Raw genomic sequence first — 18,584 nt, 5'->3', positions numbered from 1 at the left:
ACCCATGTTCAAATATATTGGCGACATCGTTAAGGGTACCGGTACCCAGTTGCGCAGCCTGGTCATGGTCTTCGGCCATGGCTTTCGCAAGCGCGACACCCTGCAATACCCGGAAGAGCCGGTCTACCTGCCACCACGCTACCGTGGTCGCATCGTCCTGACCCGCGACCCCGATGGCGAAGAACGTTGCGTAGCCTGCAACCTGTGCGCCGTGGCTTGCCCGGTAGGTTGCATCTCGCTGCAGAAAGCTGAAACCGAAGACGGTCGCTGGTACCCGGACTTCTTCCGTATCAACTTCTCGCGCTGCATTTTCTGCGGTCTCTGCGAGGAAGCCTGTCCGACCACCGCGATCCAGCTGACCCCGGATTTCGAGATGGCCGAGTTCAAACGTCAGGACCTGGTGTACGAGAAAGAAGATCTTTTGATCTCCGGCCCCGGCAAAAACCCTGATTACAACTTCTATCGTGTTGCAGGTATGGCAATCGCTGGCAAGCCGAAAGGCTCTGCGCAGAACGAAGCCGAACCGATCAACGTGAAGAGCTTGCTGCCTTAAGGAAGAACGATGGAATTCGCTTTCTATTTCGCATCGGGTATCGCGGTTGTGTCCACGCTACGTGTGGTCACCAACACCAACCCTGTGCACGCCCTGCTCTACCTGATCATCTCGTTGATCGCCGTGGCCATGACCTTCTTTGCACTCGGCGCACCGTTCGCCGGCGTGCTGGAAGTGATCGCCTACGCCGGCGCCATCATGGTGCTGTTCGTGTTCGTGGTGATGATGCTGAACCTGGGTCCCGCCTCGGTTCAGCAGGAACGCAGCTGGCTCAAGCCCGGCATCTGGGCAGGACCGGTGATTCTCGCCGCTCTGCTGCTGGCCGAACTGCTGTATGTGCTGTTCGCTCACCAGAGCGGTCAGGCCATCGGCCACACCACCGTCGATGCAAAAGCCGTGGGCGTCAGCCTGTTCGGCCCGTATCTGCTGGTGGTCGAACTCGCCTCGATGCTGCTGCTCGCCGCAGCCGTCACGGCGTTCCATTTGGGCCGTAACGAGGCGAAGGAGTAAGACATGCCTGCTATCCCTCTCGAGCATGGATTGGCCGTTGCCGGCATCCTGTTCTGCCTTGGTCTGGTCGGCCTGATGGTCCGCCGCAACATTTTGTTCGTGTTGATGAGTCTGGAAGTGATGATGAACGCCTCTGCCCTGGCCTTCATCGTCGCCGGCGCCCGCTGGGCGCAACCGGATGGACAGATCATGTTCATCCTGGTGATCAGCCTGGCAGCCGCCGAAGCCAGTATTGGCCTGGCGATCCTGCTGCAACTGTATCGCCGCTTCCACACGCTCGATATCGACGCTGCCAGTGAGATGCGCGGATGAACCTAATCTTTCTGACTTTTGTATTCCCTCTGATCGGTTTCCTGCTGCTGTCGTTCTCCCGTGGACGCTGGTCGGAAAACCTCTCGGCGCTGATCGGCGTGGGTTCCATTGGCTTGTCGGCGATTGTCGCCGCCTACGTCATCTGGCAATTCAACGTCGCGCCACCCGAGGGCGGTCACTACACGCTGGTGCTGTGGAAGTGGATGGCGGTCGAAGGTTTCAAGCCTGACTTCGCCCTCTACATCGACGGCCTGTCGATCACCATGCTCGGCGTGGTGGTGGGCGTAGGCTTCTTGATCCACCTGTTCGCGTCCTGGTACATGCGCGGTGAAGCGGGTTACTCGCGCTTCTTCTCGTACACCAACCTGTTTATCGCCAGCATGCTGTTCCTGGTGCTCGGCGATAACCTGTTGTTCCTGTACTTCGGCTGGGAAGGCGTGGGCCTGTGCTCGTACCTGTTGATCGGTTTCTACTACAGCAACCGCAACAACGGTAACGCCGCACTCAAGGCCTTCATCGTGACCCGGATCGGCGACGTGTTCATGGCCATCGGCCTGTTCATCCTGTTCCAGCAAGTGGGCACGTTGAACATTCAGGAACTGCTGGTGCTGGCACCGCAGAAATTCCAGGCCGGCGACTTCTGGATCACCCTGGCGACCCTGATGCTGCTGGGTGGTGCGGTCGGTAAATCGGCGCAACTGCCACTGCAAACCTGGCTCGCGGACGCGATGGCCGGTCCGACCCCGGTGTCGGCACTGATCCACGCTGCAACCATGGTGACAGCGGGTGTCTACCTGATCGCCCGTACCCACGGCCTGTTCACCCTGGCGCCGGAAATCCTGCACCTGGTCGGCATCGTCGGTGGTGTGACCCTGGTTCTCGCAGGTTTCGCCGCCCTGGTACAGACCGACATCAAACGTATCCTCGCCTACTCGACCATGAGCCAGATCGGCTACATGTTCCTGGCGCTGGGCGTGGGTGCCTGGGATGGCGCGATTTTCCACCTGATGACCCACGCCTTCTTCAAGGCCCTGCTGTTCCTTGCTTCCGGTGCGGTGATCGTTGCCTGCCACCACGAGCAGAACATCTTCAAGATGGGCGGTCTGTGGAAAAAACTGCCACTGGCCTACGCCAGCTTCATCGTCGGTGGTGCTGCACTGGCCGCCCTGCCACTGGTCACCGCCGGTTTCTACTCCAAGGACGAAATCCTTTGGGAAGCGTTCGCCAGCGGCAACCACGGTCTGCTTTACGCCGGTCTGGTCGGCGCGTTCATGACGTCGCTGTACACCTTCCGCCTGATCTTCATCACGTTCCACGGTGAAGCCAAGACCGAAGCCCACGCCGGTCACGGCATCGCTCACTGGCTGCCACTGTCGGTGCTGATCGTGCTGTCGACTTTCGTCGGCGCCATGATCGTACCGCCGCTGCACGGCGTACTGCCGGAGAGCGTCGGCCATGCCGGTGGCGAAGCCAAGCACAGTCTGGAAATCGCCTCGGGCGCCATCGCTCTGGCCGGTATCCTGCTGGCGGCCCTGCTGTTCCTCGGCAAGCGTCGCTTCGTGACCGCGATCGCCAACAGCGGCATCGGCCGTTTCCTTTCGGCCTGGTGGTTCGCTGCCTGGGGCTTCGACTGGATCTACGACAAACTGTTCGTCAAGCCGTACCTTGCGATCAGCCATGTACTGCGCAGAGACCCGCTCGACCAGACCATCGGTCTGATCCCGCGTATGGCCAAGGGTGGTCACACCGCCCTGAGCCGCACCGAGACCGGTCAACTGCGTTGGTATGCCGCCTCGATGGCTGCTGGTGCCGTGCTGGTAATCGGCGCCATCGTGCTGGTAGCGGTCTGATATGAACCTTGCGAATTTGCGAAAGGAAACGAGCCCGTCATGATTCTGCCTTGGCTAATCCTGATCCCCTTCATCGGCGGCCTGCTGTGCTGGATGGGTGAGCGCTTCGGCGCTACCCTCCCCCGCTGGATTGCGCTGTTGACCATGACCCTGGAACTCGCCCTCGGCCTCTGGCTGTGGGCCCACGGTGACTATTCATTTGCGCCGGCGCCTGGCGCCGATCCGACCTGGGCACTTGAGTTCAAGCACGTCTGGATCCAGCGCTTTGGCATCAACGTGCACCTGGCCCTCGACGGCCTGTCGCTGTTGATGATCCTGCTGACCGGTCTGCTGGGTATCCTCTCGGTACTCTGCTCGTGGAAAGAGATTCAACGTCACGTTGGCTTCTTCCACCTGAACCTGATGTGGATCCTGGGCGGCGTTGTCGGCGTGTTCCTCGCCCTCGACCTGTTCATGTTCTTCTTCTTCTGGGAAATGATGCTGGTGCCGATGTACTTCCTCATCGCGCTCTGGGGTCACAGTTCTTCGGACGGCAAGAAAACCCGGATCTACGCGGCGACCAAGTTCTTCATCTTCACTCAGGCTTCCGGCCTGATCATGCTGGTGGCGATCCTCGGTCTGGTGCTGGTCAACTTCAACAACACCGGCGTGATCACCTTCAACTACGCCGACCTGTTGAAGACCAAGATGTCGATGACCACCGAGTACATCCTGATGCTCGGCTTCTTCATCGCCTTCGCGGTCAAGCTGCCAGTCGTACCGTTCCACTCGTGGCTGCCTGATGCCCACGCCCAGGCGCCGACTGCCGGTTCTGTCGACCTCGCCGGTATCCTGCTGAAAACCGCGGCCTACGGCCTGCTGCGTTTCGCCTTGCCGCTGTTCCCGAATGCTTCGGCCGAGTTCGCGCCGATCGCCATGACCCTCGGTCTGATCGGGATCTTCTACGGTGCGTTCCTCGCGTTCGCGCAAACCGACATCAAGCGTCTGATCGCCTTCTCGTCCGTTTCCCACATGGGCTTCGTGTTGATCGGCATCTACTCCGGCAGCCAACTGGCGCTGCAAGGTGCAGTGATCCAGATGCTGGCGCACGGTCTGTCGGCGGCAGCACTGTTTATCCTCAGCGGTCAGCTGTACGAGCGTCTGCACACTCGGGACATGCGTGAGATGGGCGGTCTGTGGTCGCGTATCGCTTACCTGCCGGCGATCAGCCTGTTCTTTGCAGCCGCCTCTCTGGGTCTGCCGGGTACCGGTAACTTCGTCGGCGAGTTCCTGATCCTGATCGGTACGTTCGCCAGTGCGCCATGGATCACCGCGATTGCCACCTCCGGTCTGGTGTTCGGTTCGGTCTACTCGCTGATCATGATCCATCGTGCCTACTTCGGTCCGTCGAAATCGGATTCGATCCTGCACGGCATGGACGGTCGCGAACTGACCATGGTGCTGGGCCTTGCGGCGCTGCTGATTTACCTCGGCGTCTACCCGCAACCGTTCCTCGACACTTCCGCCGCCACGATGCATGGCGTGCAGCAGTGGCTCGGCACCGCCTTCACTCAACTCGCTTCGGCCCGGTAAGAGCGCTATGGAATTCACGATTCAACACTTTATTGCGCTTGCGCCACTGTTGATCACCAGCCTCACCATTATCGTGGTGATGCTGGCAATCGCCTGGCGCCGCAACCACTCGCAGACCTTCCTGATCTCGGTCGCCGGTCTGAACCTGGCCCTGCTGTCGATCCTGCCAGCCCTGAAAGTCGCGCCTCTGGCCGTGACGCCATTGCTGCAAGTCGACACCTTCGCCTGTCTGTACATGGCGCTGATCCTGGTCGCCACCCTCGCCTGTGTAACCCTCGCCCACGCCTACCTCGGCGATGGCGGTTCGGGTTACCCGGGCAACCGTGAAGAACTGTACCTGCTGATCCTGATGGCCGCCGCCGGTGGTCTGGTTCTGGTCAGCGCGCAGCACCTGGCCGGGTTGTTCATTGGTCTGGAACTGCTGTCGGTACCGGTCTACGGTCTGGTGGCTTACGCCTTCTTCAACAAGCGTTCGCTGGAAGCCGGCATCAAATACATGGTGCTGTCGGCTGCGGGTTCCGCGTTCCTGCTGTTCGGTATGGCCCTGCTCTACGCTGACGCCGGCACCCTGAGCTTCAACGGTATCGGTCAGGCACTGGCTACCACCAACCTGCCGAGCTCGCTGGCGCAGCTGGGTCTGGGCATGATGCTGATCGGTCTGGCGTTCAAGCTGTCGCTGGTACCGTTCCACCTGTGGACGCCGGACGTGTACGAAGGTGCTCCGGCGCCGGTGGCCGCGTTCCTCGCCACGGCGTCGAAGGTTGCCGTGTTCGCGGTGATGGTGCGTCTGTTCCAGATCTCCCCTGCCGCGAGCAGTGGCGTGCTGAGCGACGTACTGACCGTCATCGCCATCGCCTCGATCCTGTTCGGTAACCTGCTGGCCCTGACCCAAAGCAACCTCAAGCGTCTGCTCGGTTACTCGTCCATCGCACACTTCGGCTACCTGCTGATCGCGCTGGTGGCGAGCAAGGGTCTGGCGGTGGAAGCCATCGGCGTGTATCTGGTGACTTATGTGATCACCAGCCTCGGCGCGTTCGGCGTGATCACCCTGATGTCCTCGCCGTACAACGGCCGTGACGCCGACGCGCTGTACGAATACCGCGGCCTGTTCTGGCGCCGTCCGTACCTGACCGCCGTCCTGACCGTGATGATGCTGTCCCTGGCCGGTATCCCGCTGACCGCTGGCTTCATCGGCAAGTTCTACATCATCGCCACCGGTGTCGAATCGCACCAATGGTGGCTGGTCGGCTCGCTGGTACTGGGGAGCGCCATCGGCGTGTTCTATTACCTGCGCGTGATGGTCACCCTGTACCTGATCGAACCGAACCTGCGCCGCCACGACGCCCAGCTGCACTGGGAACAGAAGGCAGGCGGCGTGATGCTGCTGGCCATCGCCGTGGTTGCGTTCTTCCTCGGTGTGTACCCGCAGCCATTGCTGACGCTGGTTCAGCAGGCGGGTCTGGCGGGCTGATTGCTCGGCTGGCTGGAAACGGAAACGGCACCTTCGGGTGCCGTTTTTGTTTTTGCGGGAATCAACATCAAAAGATCGCAGCCTTCGGCAGCTCCTACATTGGGATGGTATGCGGTCTGTAGGAGCTGCCGAAGGCTGCGATCTTTTGACTTATAACGCTCTCCCCTTTCTAGGAATTTGCCTGCAAAGCGGTGAGCAATGGCTGACATTCTGCAGAAGGTAATTGCGGTTAAATTTGAGGATCACCTATCAAGTGGAGATCTACGAACCATGAAGCGGGATATTTTTTCAGAGTTGATGGATGGCCTTGATGCGATAGCCGAAGAACGCCAAGGCAAAATTACCTTGAAGAAGACGCGTGTAAAACGGATCGGCGACACGAAGGGCAAACTCATACTTCCCGCCGAAACTGATGCCTCTCTATCACACGGTTTGCTGGATACCTTCGAACGATAAAAAGCTACATCTGCTCTCATGTGATCTAGCAGACTCACTCAACCCACTGTGGGAGCGAGCCTGATCCGGGCGGCGTTCCGACGAAGGCGTCGGCACATCCCCATCTTCAGTGCCTGACACTCCGCTTTCGCGAGCAGGCTCGCTCCCACAGGTTTATGTGGCGTTCACTCAATCCATATAACCACATGACGAAATTGTAATCCCCCCATCACCTTGGCGTTATCCGCAGCCTGCAACGATGTGACCCGGCGACCAATGCCGGCGGGCCCTGCCCCGCTGAACAATAAAACCACGCCGACGCACGTTCCCGTTCTGCCGAACCCAAGGAGTGTTTGATGGTTAACCCTACAAAAATATCGATGGCCGCTTTAGCGGTGGTGGTCGGCTCAGGGCCGTCCATGGTGTTTGCAGAAGACAAGCCCGAGGGTTTTGTCGAAGGCAGCAGCCTGACCGTGCTCAACCGCAACTTCTACTTCAATCGTGATCATCGCAATGGCCAGTCCAGCCCCACCGGCAACGGTTATTCCGAGGCCTGGGCGCATGCGGTGATCAGCAAGTTCGAATCCGGTTTTACCCAAGGCACCGTCGGGGTCGGGGTCGATGCATTTGCCATGATCGGCTTGAAACTCGACACCGGTGACGGCCGCAACGGCGGGCGCAGTTCGTTCGATGTGCTGCCAGTCAACAGTGACGGCCAGGCGCGGGATGAATACACCAAGTTCGGTGGCGCCGCGAAAGTGCGGGCGTTCGACACGGTGATCAAGGTCGGGGATGTGTTTCCGGCCAACCCGGTGGTGGCGGCCGGTGACTCACGCTTGCTGCCGGAAAGTTTTCGCGGCGTGACGGCGACCAACACCAGCATCGACGGTCTGTCGATTCAGGGCGGACGGCTGCATGCGATGAGCCAGCCGGTGTCCAACGACATGCGCGAGAACTTCGCCACGTTTTACGCCGGTCCGGTCAACTCGCCGTGGATCGCTTATGGCGGTGGCGATTATGTGCTGAACAAGAACCTCAGTTTCAGCCTGTACTCCAGCCGCCTCAAGGACGCCTGGAACCAGTATTACGCCGGCACCGCCTGGACCTATCCGCTGGCGGACGACCTGTCGCTGTTCGGGGGGCTGAACTATTACAAGGCGGTCGACGAAGGCAAACAACTGCTCGGCCAGTTCGACAACAATATCTGGAGCGGCCGCGTCGGGGTCAAACTCGGCGCCCATTCCGTCGCCCTCTCCCACCAGCGCAACAACGGCAACGACGACTTCGACTACCTGCGGCAGTCCGACTCGATCTTCCTCGACAACTCGATCCAGTACAGCGACTTCAACTCGCCGAAGGAACGTTCGTGGATGGTGCGCTACGACCTCGACATGACCGCTTACGGCATACCCGGTTTGTCGTTCATGACCCGTTACGCGCGCGGCACCGACGCCGATTATTCCAACGCCAACGCCGTGTACATGCGCCGCGATGCCGACGGCAATCCGCTGACCGACCAGAAACGCTGGGAGCGTGATGTGGAAGTCAAATACGTGGTGCAGAGCGGTTCGATGAAAGACCTGTCGCTGCGTCTGCGCCAGGCCACCACTCGCGCCACGGCATTCGAGTCGGACCTGGATGAAGTGCGCGTGATCGTCGAATACCCGCTGGCGATTCTCTGAGTTTCCCCGAGCAATACCATTCACCTTTAGAAGCTCCTTGCTCCTTTGGTCAGAGGTGAATTTTTTGGCGTCCTACGGGGCGCCTTTTTTTCGTCTTCAAACACAATCCTGTAGGAGCTGCCGAAGGCTGCGATCTTTGGACTTTGATTTTAAAGATCAAGAGATCGCAGCCTTCGGCAGCTCCTACAGAAGCTATTTTTTATGCAGTGGGTTCGACGTTATCCAGTGCCTTGTTCACCGCCAGTTCACCAAGCATGACCACCTGCGCAATCCCCAGCAGAGTCTTGCGATGCGTGCCCTCCAGCAGCGCCGCGAAGTCACCGAGCATCACCGTGGCCGAGGCCAGGGATTCGCAAGCGTTGGCCAGCAGGGATTCGGTGTCGGCGTTGGGGTTGACCAGGAACAGCGCGTTGGCGGTGTAAGGTGTGGCCATGATGGGCGGTGCGGGCTTGAGGTAGTAGTCGAGGGCGCGGTCGGCGGCTTCGTGGAGTTTGTGGGTGTCGATGGCGGCGTAGGGGGATGTTGGATCGGGGTCTGCAGGCGTGTCTGTTTCGGGCGGATTCGGTGTTGGCTTTTTCATAATGTTTTACTCAGCTTGACGGTGGAGCTGACCCTTTCGGTTCCACGCGAAAGGGTGGCAGCTGTACGCAGGTTGGAACCCGGGCAACTGAGCAAAACCCGACAGACTCGAAGTCTCCCGCGCACAGCCGCCATAACGGAGTGCACACATGAAAGTGCGCAAGCATACGTCATGAACGGTGCGATTTGCTTCAGTTAAGCCGAGGGGTTCCAATCCCGATCGCTGATTTGGCAGCGACCCACACAGGCTAGAGAGCGGACGTCCGAGGGACAACCTGAAAACATTGTGGGAAGGTTCTGCTTTTCCCACACAACCTTTAAACATTCCGAATCTAAATACAGATCGTGATACTGAAAATGTGCCCCGTGCAGGAGCTGCCGCAGGCTGCGATCTTTTGACTTTGAAGACCAAGATCAACAGATCGCAGCCTTCGGCAGCTCCTACAGGGATTAGGTGTTGGTTAGCCACCGCTGTTGCGGCACACGCCGGCCACGCTGTACTTGAGGGTGTTGAGCTGTCCTTGCGAGTCCTCGTAGGTCATGGCCGTCGGCACCACCGAGCAAGCCGGCTGCGGCTTCACCACGCTGACGATTTTCACCACGTCGAGCTTCATGCCGTATTCGTATTCCTTGACCACCGGCGGCGCTTTGCCCTGCTCGGCGGCGTATTGCTCCATGGCTTTGGCGTTGGCGCTGAAGGCACGCTCGAAAGTGCGGTCACCGCCGCCTTCGGCCATGACCAGAGAAGACATTGCCATGACGCTGGCGAACGCGATCAACTTGCGTATTTTCATATCCATTTCCTTCCCATCCAGGCATAAAAAAGCCCAGCATCGATGCGCGATGACGGGCTTGATCAAGTGCTGTCGCTTACAGGCTCTTGCTGTTGTCGATGGCTTTTTCATTGACCACCACCGGGTTGCCGGCGGCTTTTTCCTTGGCCACGAACAGCTCCATGGAACGATCATTGTTGGTCATCATCCGGTCGAACGTGCGGTCGCCGCCACCTTCAGCCATGACCAGGGAAGACATCGCCAACGCCACCACAAAAGCACCCATTTGTACGATTTTCATTTTTGATTCCTCGTTTAAGTAACTGACGGGATCAAGGTAACAAGGCGTACCTTTCGTGACGGTGGCGGGGGAATTACAGATTCGTAATGTGGCAAGTACGGCAGCCACACAGAAAATCTCAGGCCTGAGAAATACCTTGTGGCGAGGGGATTTATCCCCGATGGGGCCGCGCAGCGGCCCCGCTCTTTATCCAAAAAAGCGGGCTTGCTGCGCAGCCCCATCGGGGATAAATCCCCTCGCCACAAAGGTAGTGCTGTTCTACCGAATGGGCACTACGTCCTCATCCCGGCGATGGGCGATCTGGTACAGCGCCGGCAAGATCAGCAGCGTGAGAATGGTCGAGGACAGAATCCCGCCGATCACCACCGTCGCCAGCGGCCGCTGCACTTCAGCACCGGTGCCGGTTGCCAGCGCCATCGGAATGAAACCCAGCGACGCCACCAGCGCCGTCATCAACACCGGCCGCAACCGCGTCAGCGCACCGACATTGATCGCCTCGGCCAGCGACCGCCCTTCCTCGCGCAAATTGCGAATGAACGCGATCATCACCAACCCGTTGAGCACTGCCACTCCGGACAGCGCAATAAACCCGACGCCTGCCGAAATCGACAACGGAATATCCCGCAGCCACAACGCCATCACCCCACCGGTCAACGCAAACGGAATCCCGGTAAACACCAGCAAGCCGTCCTTCACATTGTTGAACATCATGAACAACAGCCCGAATACCAGCAGCAGCGCCACCGGCACCACAATCTGCAAGCGCTTGGCCGCCGATTGCAGTTGCTCGAACTGCCCGCCCCAACGGGTCCAGTAACCGGCCGGGACCTGCACCTCGCGCTCGATCACCGCACTCGCTTCGCTGACGAACGAGCCGATATCGCGCCCGCGCACGTTGGCGCTGACGATCACCAGGCGCTTGCCGTTTTCGCGGCTGACCTGGTTCGGCCCGAGCACCAGATCGAGGCTGGCGACGTCCTTCAGCGCGATAAACCCGATCTGGTTCGCCGCACCGCTCAGCGCCGGCACCGGAATCAGCAGCGCCGACAAGCCGTCGATGTCCTTGCGCATGGCATCGGACAACCGCACCACCATGTCGAAGCGCCGATCGCCCTCGTACAAGGTGCCGGCCTGACGCCCGCCGACGGCCACGGCGATGGTGTCCTGCACATCGCCGACGTTGAGCCCGTAACGCGCTGCCTTGTCGCGGTCGATGTTGATGGTCAGCACTGGCAACCCGGTGGTCTGCTCGACCTTCACTTCAGACGCGCCGCTGACCTTCTGCATCGCCGCCGCGATCTTCGCCGCCGTGGCGTTGAGCACGTCCATGTCATCGCCGAACACCTTGACCGCAACATCGCTGCGCACGCCGGAAATCAGTTCGTTGAAGCGCAACTGGATCGGCTGCGACAGTTCATAGTTACTGCCCGGCAGTGTCGCGGCTGCAGCTTGCAGTTCGGCCATCAGGGTTTCGCGGGACTTGTTCGGGTCTGGCCATTGCTCCTTCGGCTTGAGCATCACGTAGCTGTCGGAGATGTTCGGCGGCATCGGGTCGGAAGCGATTTCCGCCGTGCCGGTGCGGGCGAACACCCGTTCAACCTCCGGCACTTTGGCCAGAATCAGCGTTTCCAGGCGCTGCTGCATGTCCACCGATTGCGTCAGGCTGGTGCCCGGCACGCGCAGTGCTTGCAGGGCGAAATCACCCTCACTGAGGCTCGGCACAAACTCGCTGCCCATACGGCTGGTGAGCACGCCGCTGAGCACGATCACCCCTAACGCCGCGCCCACCGCAACCGTGCGATGGGCCATGACCCAGGCCAGCGCCGGCGCATACACCCGACGTGCGCCGCGCATGACCGCGCCCTCTTCTTCCTTGACCTTGCCGGTGACGAACAGCGCAATCGCCGCCGGGACGAAGGTCACCGACAGCAGCATCGCACCGAGCAGCGCGATGACCACGGTGAGCGCCATCGGGTGGAACATTTTCCCTTCGACGCCACTCAGGGCGAAGATCGGCAGGTACACCACCATGATGATCAACTGACCGAAAATCAGCGGGCGCCGCGCCTCTTTCGCGGCGGCGAACACTTCCTTGAAACGCTCGGCACGGCTCAACAAACGCCCGTGATGTTGCTGCGCATGTGCCAACCGGCGCAGGGTGTTTTCGACGATCACCACCGCGCCGTCGACGATGATGCCGAAGTCCAGCGCGCCGAGGCTCATCAGGTTGGCGCTGACCTTGTTGCTGAACATGCCGGTGAAGGTGAACAGCATCGACAGCGGAATCACCATCGCGGTAATCAGCGCAGCGCGAATGTTGCCGAGGAACAGGAACAGAATCGCGATCACCAGAATCGCGCCTTCGATCAGGTTCTTTTTCACCGTGGCGATGGCTTTGTCGACCAGGTGCGTGCGGTCGTACACCGGCACCGCGATCACGCCTTGCGGCAAGGATTTATTGATCTGTTCGAGCTTGCTGGCCACCGCTTGCGAGACGGTGCGGCTGTTCTCGCCGATCAACATGAACACCGTGCCGAGCACCACTTCACGACCGTTTTCGGTGGCCGCACCGCTGCGCAGTTCGCGGCCGATTTCCACTGTAGCGACATTCTTGACCCGGATCGGCGTGCCATCGACATTGGCCATGACGATGTTGGCGATGTCTTCGGTGCTCGCCACTTGCCCTGGTGCGCGGATCAGCAACTGCTCGCCGCTGCGCTCAATGTACCCGGCACCGACGTTGGCGTTGTTGCGCTCAAGCGCAGTGATCAGATCGGTGAGGGTGAGCTTGTACGCAGCAAGGCGTTTCGGATCCGGCGCGATCTGATATTCCTTGGCAAACCCACCGATGGTGTTGATCTCCGCCACCCCCGGTACGTTGCGCAATTGCGGTTTGATGATCCAGTCCTGAATCACCCGCAGATCGGTCGGCGTGTAGGCTGTGCCGTCGTCCTTCAACGCGCCTTCCTGCGCCTCCACCGTCCACAGAAAAATCTCGCCGAGACCCGTGGAAATCGGCCCCATCAGCGCTTCCGCGCCTTCGGGCAATTGCTCCCTGGCGATCTGCAGGCGCTCATTGACCAGTTGGCGAGCGAAGAACAGGTCGGTGCCGTCCTTGAAGATCACCGTGACCTGCGACAGCCCGGAGCGCGACAGCGAGCGAGTCTGCTCCAGCGCCGGCAGACCGGCCATCGCGGTTTCAATCGGGAAAGTGATGCGCTGCTCGGTTTCCAGCGGCGAGAACCCGGCGGCACCGGTGTTGATCTGCACCTGGACATTGGTGATGTCGGGCACGGCATCAATCGGCAGTTTCTGATAGCTGGCGATACCGAGGCCGGCCATGAGCAGAACGGCGAGCAGCACGATGATGCGCTGCTCGATGGCAAACTGGATCAGGCGTTCGAACATGGGAACCTTCCAGAATTAATGACTGTGCTCGGCCGAGGCTTTGCCCAGCTCCGACTTGAGAACGAAGCTGCCGGCACTGGCGACTTGCGCGCCCGGTTCCAGCCCTTGGGTGACTTCCACGTGGCCGGCGGCGCGGCTGCCCAGTTCCACCGCCTGCGCCTTGAAGCCGTCGTCGGTACGCACGAACACCGTGGGTTTGTCCTCGACGGTCTGGATCGCGGTTTCCGGCACGGCCACTTTCGCTTCGCGGCTGTCAGTGGCGACCCGTGCGCTGACGAACAGCCCCGGTCGCCACGAGCCTTGCGGGTTTTCCAGGGTCACGCGCACGGTCGCGGTGCGGGTCTGTTCGCCGAGCAGACTGCCGACATAAGCCACACTGCCAGTCACTTCAGCTTTCAATTCCGGCGCACTGACGGTCACCGCTTTGCCGACCTGCACCTGGGTCAGGTCCTTGGGCGAAACGCCGAAGGTCACCCACACGCGGGACAAGTCCGAAAGGGTGAACGCGGCGGTGGTTTCATCAACCACTTCGCCCGGCGTCAGGTGTTTTTCCACCACCACGCCGTCGAACGGCGCGCGCAGTTCGTAGCGATTGCCGCCGGTGGCGACCACGCTGCCGCTGAGCACGCTGATTTTCTGTCGGGCGTTGTTCATGGCGATTTCCGCCTCTTCCAACGCTTGCCTGGCCTGGAGGAAATCCTGCTCGGCGGAGATCTTGTCCTGCCAAAGCTTTTTCTCGCGCTCGTAGGTGGTACGCGCCAACGCCAGGCGACGTTGCGCGGCAGCCTGCTCGCTGCGCTGATCGGAGATCTGTTGACTGGCGATCACCGCCAGCAACTGGCCCTTCTTCACCGCTTGCCCGAGGTTGACCGCCACCGACTCGACCACCCCCGGCACGCGCGGCACCACGTGCGCAGTGCGGTCCTCGTCGAAGCGCACTTCGCCGGGGAACGACAGGCCGAGACTGATGCGCTGCGCCCGCGCCTCAACCAGTTGAATGCCTGCGGCGGCGATCTGCTCGGCGCTCAATTCGATGTGGCCTTCTTCGGCGTGTTCGCCTTCGGCGGCAGCGCCCTCCTCGGCGTGATCGGCATGTTCGGAAGCCTCATCGGCATGCGCGTCGATGTTGCTCGTGGCCGGCCACATCGAACCGATGCCAATGCCCAGCGCCAGGGTCGCCACCGCGACCACCATCAGTTTTTTATCCATGGAAACTCCTCTGCGCCATGCCATCGCGCAGTTGTCTGAACAGTGAAATTCAAGGGCTGACGCTGAGGTCGCCGAAGATCCGTTCCAGGCGCACGCGGGCGTCGGTCGCCTCGCTGACGGCCTGGATGTACTGGCTGCGCGCGGCAATCAGGGTGCGCTGGGCGTCGAGCACGTCGAGGAAACCGAACTTGCCCATTTCGAAACCACGGGTGGCGCTGTCCACTGCACTTTGTGCGGCGGGCAGGATGGTCTGATTGAACGCGTTGACTTCGCCGTTGGCGGTCTGCCATTGCTCCAGACTGGTCTGGACTTCGGTGCGCAAGCGCAGCTCGGTGGCGTTGCGCCGATCCCGCGCCTGATCGGTGCGACGGGCGGCGGCGAGCACGTTGCCCTGATTGCGGTTGAACAGCGGAATCGGCATCGACAGCCCGACCACGTTGACCCGTTCGCGCTCGGTTTCGCTGTACTGGCTGCCGATGCTCACGGTCAGGTCGGGAATGCGCTGCGACTTTTCCAGGCCCAATGAGGCTTCGCGCTGATCGATCTGCAGTTTCGCCAGACGCAGCTCGGCAGTCTGGTTCAGACGCTCAAGCAAACGGCCGGGCGGCGGCAGCGTGGCGAGGTTTTGCGTGGCGGCTTGCACGTTGGTCGAAGTCGGCAACGGCGCGCCCATGACCTGCGCCAACTGTTGATACGCGTTGGCCTGATCGCGCTCGGCGCGGCTCAGCTCCAGGCGCACTTCCGAGAGTTGCACCTGTGCCCGCGTGCCTTCGACCGGCGACGATTTACCGGCCTCGATCCGGCCATGCGCCACGCGCAAGCCGTGCTCGGCCAGTTGCAGCGACTGGCGCACCAACTGCAGGCGTTGCTGCGCGGTTTGCGCGCTGTTGAACGCCTGAATCACATCGGCGCGCAAGGCATTGCGCTTGCGCTCCAGCTCGATGCCGGCGGCGTCCTGCGCGCGGCTGGCAACATTGATCCGCGCGGCGCGTTTACCGCCCAGTTCAATCGGCTGACTGAGCATCAGCGTAGTGGTGCGCGAGTCGCGCCGCGTGTCTTCGGCCTCCCACGACACTTCGGGATTGGGGATCAGCCCGGCCTGCTGGCGATCGCCCTCGGCGATGCCGATTTCCCACTGCGCGGCGGCGAGGTCGGGGTTGCCGGCGAAGGCACTTTGCAGCGCCTGATCCAGAGTCAGGGTCGAGGCGCTGGCAAGGCTGTTGCACGCCAACCACAAGAGGCCGCTGGCGGTTATGTTCAGGCGTGTTCGCGCCGTCAGTTTGATTAAACCGGGCAATTGGAAGACTTCCTTTATTCAAGAATCTTTGATGCCGCCACGGTAGGGTTTTGAACTTATCGTCAAGGTGACTGGAACATTACAAATCCGTTATCAACGGTTAGCGAAAGTTGTTTTGCTCTAGGATGCGAAGTGCAAACGGCGTTGTCGTAATACATCGAAACACATACGCACGGATTATCTGCCAAACAGCACTTGCCGAAATCGAAGTCTCGGAAATTAGTCGTACAAGCTGCGACAGGGTGTCGCGCAACGCCGGTTTAAAGGCTCCGTTCGTTGACCCTGTAGCCACTTCAGCCTTTACCGTGCCTGGCATCAAGTTATTGAAACGTGCGCAAGGCCCTACAAAAACAACAACTTTCCCGACCGCCTTAATTAAACATCCATTAAATGAAAGTGGTGAAAGATCATGCGAATCCTTGTCGTCGAGGACGAGCTTAAAGCTGCCGAATACTTGCATCAGGGTTTGACCGAAAGTGGTTATATCGTAGACCACGCCGCCACCGGTGCCGATGGCTTGCATCTCGCGCAACAGCAGACGTACGACCTGATCATTCTCGACGTGAACTTGCCAGAACTGGACGGCTGGGGCGTGCTGGAACAACTGCGCCGCACCCACTCGACGCGGGTGATGATGCTCACCGCGCGCGGGCGGCTGGCGGACAAGATTCGTGGTCTGGATCTGGGCGCCGACGACTATCTGGTCAAGCCGTTCGAGTTTCCCGAATTGCTCGCGCGGGTCCGCACCTTGATGCGCCGCAGTGAAAACATCCCAGTGCCACAGGTGTTGAAAGTCGCCGATCTGGAACTCGATCCAGGCCGCCATCGGGCATTTCGCGGCGCGCAGCGCATCGACCTGACCACCAAGGAGTTCGCCCTGCTGCACTTGCTGATGCGCCAGTCCGGCGAGGTGCTGACCCGCACACAAATCATCTCGCTGGTGTGGGACATGAATTTCGACTGCGACACCAACGTGGTCGAAGTCTCGATCCGCCGCTTGCGGGCGAAGATTGATGACCCGTTCGACAACAAGCTGATCCACACCCTGCGCGGTGTCGGCTACGTGCTGGAGGCGCGGGAATGAAGCCGGCCAGCCTGTCGATGCGCCTCGGGTTGACGGTGAGTATTCTCGGTGCGCTGCTGGTGGTGTTTCTGGCGATCCTTGCGTATTTCGCCCTGACCCATGAGCTGAATGCGCTGTCGCGCGACAGCCTGCAAAAGAAGATGGCGCAGGTGGAGCACAGCCTGTCGCTGTACGTCGACGCCAACGAAGTCAGTGGCAAGCCGCACATTCTGCTCGATCAGGTCATGGGCCATGACAACCTGACGCTGACGATTTATGACCGGTCGAACCTGCGTTCGCCGCTGCTCAAATCCGGCTCGGGACTCACCGATCCACGGGTGGAACTCAGAGCGGTTCGCGGAACCACCGATCAACTGACCTACAGCGACAGCAGCGATGCTGAAGGCGCGCGGTTCCTCACCGCATCGAAGCTGATTCGCCTCAAGGACGGCAGCAGCGTGCCGGTGCTGCTGTCGATGGACAACGCGCATGATCAAGCGCTGCTCAGTGCCTATCTGCGCTCGACGCTGATCGCGTTGCCGTTGCTGCTGATGTTCATCGGCCTCACAGCCTGGGGCGCGGTGCAGCGCGGACTGGCGCCGCTGCGCGAGTTTCGCAAAGTGGCGGCGATGGTCTCGACGCAGGATCTGGAGCATCGGCTGTCGGTGGTGAACATGCCGCAGGAGCTGAGCGAACTGGCGCAGGGCATCAACTTCATGCTGCACCGCCTCGATGCCGGGGTGCAGCAGTTGTCGCAGTTCTCCGATGACCTGGCGCATGAGCTGCGTACGCCGATCAACAACCTGATGGGCAAGGCCCAGGTAACGCTGTCCCGCGAGCGTACGACCGAGGAGTACAAGGATGTGCTGGTGTCCAGCATCGAGGAACTGGAGCGTGTGGCGCGGATTGTCTCGGACATGCTGTTTCTGGCGCAGGTCAGTCATCCGTCGGCGCTGGCGCCGTTTGAATCGGTGGCGCTGGAGGTTGAGGCGGCGAAGGTCGCGGAGATGTTTTCGCTGTCGGCGCAGGACAAGCAGATTCACTTGAATGTTGTGGGCAGCGCCCCGGTGTTGGGCGATCGGCTGATGATTCAGCGGGCAATTTCCAACCTGCTGTCCAATGCGCTGCGTCATTGCCCGCACGGTAAAACCATCACCTTGCTGATCGAGCAAGGCGCGACGCAGACATCACTGCTGGTCAGCAATCCCGGCGTCGGCATCGAAGCACAGCATCTGCCGCACTTGTTCGACCGCTTCTACCGCGTCGACAGCGCCCGCTCGCGCTCGCAGGGCAGCACCGGGCTGGGACTGGCAATCGTGCGCTCGATCATGAGCCTGCATCAGGGGGTGGCGGAGGTGAAGAGCTTGCCCGGCGTCATGACCGTGTTCCGCCTCGGTTTTCCTGCGGCGGCACCCATGGCCCCATCGCTTGCAGGCCAGCTCCCACAGTGAGTCGCGGTATGCCCGGGCCTGACGCCATGCTTGATACCAAGCATGAAGCTGGCATTGACCGATGTCCTGTAGGAGCTGCCGCAGGCTGCGATCTTTTGCCTTGGCCTTTGAAGATCAG

At 60.6% G+C, this 18,584-nt stretch carries 15 protein-coding genes and 1 pseudogene; 10 read left to right on the top strand and 6 right to left on the bottom strand.

What is annotated here, in order from left to right:
• Positions 1-4: 4 nt before the first annotated feature.
• The 8 genes and pseudogenes from nuoI (at position 5) to HXW87_RS14370 (ending at position 8,385) form a co-directional block, all read left to right on the top strand.
• Positions 5-553 (top strand): NADH-quinone oxidoreductase subunit NuoI, encoded by a 549-nt coding sequence (gene nuoI / locus HXW87_RS14405; protein ID WP_003223795.1) that lies wholly within the window; start codon positions 5-7, stop codon positions 551-553.
• Positions 554-562: 9 nt separating this feature from the next.
• Positions 563-1,063: an NADH-quinone oxidoreductase subunit J gene (gene nuoJ / locus HXW87_RS14400; RefSeq protein ID WP_041073216.1), complete on the top strand. Its 501-nt coding sequence runs from the start codon at positions 563-565 to the stop codon at positions 1,061-1,063.
• Between the two features lie 3 nt (positions 1,064-1,066).
• Positions 1,067-1,375: an NADH-quinone oxidoreductase subunit NuoK gene (nuoK, locus tag HXW87_RS14395; RefSeq protein ID WP_003180046.1), complete on the top strand. Its 309-nt coding sequence runs from the start codon at positions 1,067-1,069 to the stop codon at positions 1,373-1,375.
• On the top strand, positions 1,372-3,225 hold the full coding sequence (gene nuoL / locus HXW87_RS14390; protein WP_095666946.1) for an NADH-quinone oxidoreductase subunit L: 1,854 nt from the start codon (positions 1,372-1,374) through the stop codon (positions 3,223-3,225). Before nuoK ends, nuoL begins: the two co-directional genes overlap by 4 nt.
• A 39-nt stretch (positions 3,226-3,264) precedes the next feature.
• Positions 3,265-4,797, top strand: a complete 1,533-nt coding sequence (nuoM, locus tag HXW87_RS14385) for an NADH-quinone oxidoreductase subunit M (protein WP_027614661.1) — start codon at positions 3,265-3,267, stop codon at positions 4,795-4,797.
• Positions 4,798-4,804: 7 nt separating this feature from the next.
• Positions 4,805-6,268, top strand: coding sequence for an NADH-quinone oxidoreductase subunit NuoN (gene nuoN / locus HXW87_RS14380; protein ID WP_095666947.1), 1,464 nt, complete (start codon positions 4,805-4,807; stop codon positions 6,266-6,268).
• A 270-nt stretch (positions 6,269-6,538) separates the two neighbouring features.
• A pseudogene (locus HXW87_RS14375) lies at positions 6,539-6,619 on the top strand (transcriptional regulator); the annotation flags it as partial.
• A gap of 440 nt (positions 6,620-7,059) precedes the next feature.
• Positions 7,060-8,385 carry an OprD family porin gene (locus HXW87_RS14370; protein WP_239779124.1) on the top strand — a complete coding sequence of 442 codons (1,326 nt, stop codon included), beginning with the start codon at positions 7,060-7,062 and terminating at the stop codon, positions 8,383-8,385.
• A 199-nt stretch (positions 8,386-8,584) separates the two neighbouring features.
• Here the strand turns inward: HXW87_RS14370 and HXW87_RS14365 are convergent, their stop codons facing one another.
• The 6 genes from HXW87_RS14365 to HXW87_RS14340 form a co-directional block, all read right to left on the bottom strand.
• Entirely contained in the window at positions 8,585-8,965 is a 381-nt protein-coding gene (locus HXW87_RS14365) for a DUF6124 family protein (RefSeq protein WP_239779123.1), read from the bottom strand.
• A 460-nt stretch (positions 8,966-9,425) separates the two neighbouring features.
• Positions 9,426-9,758: a DUF2790 domain-containing protein gene (locus HXW87_RS14360; protein ID WP_041073199.1), complete on the bottom strand. Its 333-nt coding sequence runs from the start codon at positions 9,756-9,758 to the stop codon at positions 9,426-9,428.
• Between the two features lie 76 nt (positions 9,759-9,834).
• A complete protein-coding gene (locus HXW87_RS14355) occupies positions 9,835-10,038 on the bottom strand; it encodes a co-regulatory protein PtrA N-terminal domain-containing protein (protein WP_239779122.1) in 204 nt (67 codons plus the stop codon).
• 258 nt (positions 10,039-10,296) lie between these two features.
• Positions 10,297-13,446, bottom strand: a complete 3,150-nt coding sequence (locus HXW87_RS14350; RefSeq protein WP_239779121.1) for a CusA/CzcA family heavy metal efflux RND transporter — start codon at positions 13,444-13,446, stop codon at positions 10,297-10,299.
• A gap of 15 nt (positions 13,447-13,461) precedes the next feature.
• Positions 13,462-14,655: an efflux RND transporter periplasmic adaptor subunit gene (locus tag HXW87_RS14345; RefSeq protein ID WP_239779120.1), complete on the bottom strand. Its 1,194-nt coding sequence runs from the start codon at positions 14,653-14,655 to the stop codon at positions 13,462-13,464.
• Positions 14,656-14,704: 49 nt separating this feature from the next.
• Positions 14,705-15,952, bottom strand: a complete 1,248-nt coding sequence (locus HXW87_RS14340) for a TolC family protein (protein WP_239779119.1) — start codon at positions 15,950-15,952, stop codon at positions 14,705-14,707.
• A gap of 409 nt (positions 15,953-16,361) precedes the next feature.
• On the opposite strand from HXW87_RS14340, the gene HXW87_RS14335 reads away from it, so the two are divergent.
• Positions 16,362-17,036: a heavy metal response regulator transcription factor gene (locus HXW87_RS14335; RefSeq protein WP_047291700.1), complete on the top strand. Its 675-nt coding sequence runs from the start codon at positions 16,362-16,364 to the stop codon at positions 17,034-17,036.
• On the top strand, positions 17,033-18,466 hold the full coding sequence (locus tag HXW87_RS14330) for a heavy metal sensor histidine kinase (RefSeq protein ID WP_239779118.1): 1,434 nt from the start codon (positions 17,033-17,035) through the stop codon (positions 18,464-18,466). The genes HXW87_RS14335 and HXW87_RS14330 overlap by 4 nt, the downstream gene beginning before the upstream one ends.
• Positions 18,467-18,584: the final 118 nt, after the last annotated feature.

It is taken from the genome of Pseudomonas sp. Y5-11, from assembly GCF_022368695.1.
Lineage (GTDB): Bacteria > Pseudomonadota > Gammaproteobacteria > Pseudomonadales > Pseudomonadaceae > Aquipseudomonas > Aquipseudomonas parakoreensis.
The sequence above is the reverse complement of the archived record's forward strand: the minus strand, read 5'-3'. Positions and strand labels throughout refer to the sequence as shown.